This is a genomic window from Pseudomonas sp. NFACC13-1 (genome assembly GCF_900104425.1).
GTDB classification, from domain to species: Bacteria; Pseudomonadota; Gammaproteobacteria; order Pseudomonadales; family Pseudomonadaceae; genus Aquipseudomonas; species Aquipseudomonas fluorescens_AA.
This window is the reverse complement of the sequence record NZ_FMXV01000069.1, coordinates 1-1960: the sequence shown is the minus strand read 5'-3', so window position 1 is coordinate 1960 and position 1960 is coordinate 1. Positions and strand designations below refer to the sequence as shown.

The following is a 1960-nucleotide window of genomic DNA, read 5'->3' as shown; positions in this document are numbered from 1 at the left end:
GCTGTACGCCCAGGCCGACCAGATGACGGGCCAGGCGATTGGCCCGGTCGTTCAGCTCGGCGTAGGTCAGGCTGTGCTCGTCATGCACGGCCGCCAGCGCCTCGGGATTGGCCCGCACTTGCGCTTCAAACAGACCATGGACCGTCTTGTCTCGTGGATAGTCGCGTGCGGTTGCATTGAACGCGTCCAGCACCTGTTGACGTTCGGCTTGCGGCAGCACGGTCAGGTCCTGCAGACGTGAAGCAGGGCTGGACTCCAGCGCAGTGGCAAGGCTTTGCAGTGCGCGCTCCATGTAGGCGCAGACCCGTTGAGCGCCCACACCGCTCGCCGCCAGGACCGTCAAGGCGAAATCTTCACCCAGGTCGTCCACCGACAGCGTCAACGGATAGTTGGTGCGGGCTTCACCCCCCAGTGTCTCGATGCCCTGCCAGGCCAAGGCCTCACTCTGCGTATCCAACTGTTCACTGGAATTGCGGTAGTTCAGCAACGCGCTGAACAGCGGGATCGGCGCACTCACTCCGCTGCAGCGCTGTGCCAGCGCCAGCGAGGCGTGTTCATGCCCCAACAGCGCGGAGAGACGTCCATGAACGGCCTGGACACCCTGCCGCACGTCCTGCTGACCCACCGCCACCCGCAATGGCAAGGTATTGATGAACATCCCCAAAGCACGATCAGCGCCCTGGCCACCCTGCATCCGGCCCATCAGCACCGTACCGAACACCACGTCAGGTGTGCCCGAGACGCATGCCAGCACCTGAGCCCACGCCAAGTGATGGAGACTGGCCGCCCCCACCCCGGACATCCGTGCCAGACGTCGCAGACGGCGGCTCAGATCGCGGTCGAGCAGCCGCCTGGCCTCCTCGATGTCATTGCCGTCACGCTGCACCTGTTGCAAGCCGAACGGCAGCGTCGGTTCATCCACGTCGCCGAGCATGTCGCGGAAGAACGCCTCGTGCTCTTCACGACTCACACCCAGGCGTGCCTGCGCCACATAGTGACGATAAGGCACCGGCGCATCCAACTGTCCGATCTGCCCCAACAAGTGCATCCGCATCTCGTGCTGCACCACCTTGAGCGCCGTGTGATCAAGGGCGATGTGGTGGAACAGCAGCAAGGCAACCCAACGCTGGTTGGGCTTGTCTTCGGCGAACGCCAGGCGCATCAGCGGTGCCTGGGTCATGTCGAGCCCATAGTGACGAGCGTCGAAACGCCGATGCAGCTGTTCAATGACGTCCCCGCCTTGCGGATCCGGCGTGAACGCCTCCAGGCCCAACCGCGCTTCGCGCCAGACCACTTGCTGAGGCTCGTCGAGACCCTCCCACACGATAGCGGTGCGCAAGATGTCGTGGCGATCGATGACGCCCTGCAACGCCCGAATGAAGTCGTCGAGGCGCTGCCGGTCCTGCAGGCCGAACAGGGCCTGCAAGACATAGGGATCGCCCTGCTCGGCCGAGAGGTGATGGTAGAGAATGCCTTCCTGGAGCGGTGCCACGGGATAGATTTCTTGCACGTTGCGCGCGCCACCCGGCACCGTCGCCACGATGCGGTCGATGGCATCCTGATCCAGGCTGGTCAACGACAGCATTTGCGGCGTGATCTTCATGCAGCCGTGGGCAATGCCGTTGGCCGGCACCACGATTTCGCTGCGCCCGCCCACTGCCGCCGCCAATGCCGACAGCGTCGGTTGGCCGAACAATACACGCACGTCGGCACTCAGGCCGACTTGACGCATGCGCTCGATCAGGCTGACGGCCAACAGCGAATGACCGCCCAGCTCGAAGAACTGGTCGTGACGGCCGACGCGCTCGACCTTGAGCAGGTCCTGCCAGATCTGCGCCAGGGTCGTTTCGATTTCGCCTCGGGGGGCTTCGTAGCCGCGGGTGATGACCGAATCCAGGTCTGGGGCCGGCAAGGCCTTGCGATCGAGCTTGCCATTGGGGGTCAGCGGCATGGCGTCGAG

At 64.4% G+C, this 1960-nt stretch carries 1 protein-coding gene; it reads right to left on the bottom strand.

The window, feature by feature from the left end:
- Positions 1-1960, bottom strand: a 1960-nt coding sequence (locus tag BLQ55_RS31045) for a condensation domain-containing protein (RefSeq protein ID WP_143011824.1), incomplete at both ends; no start/stop codon positions are given.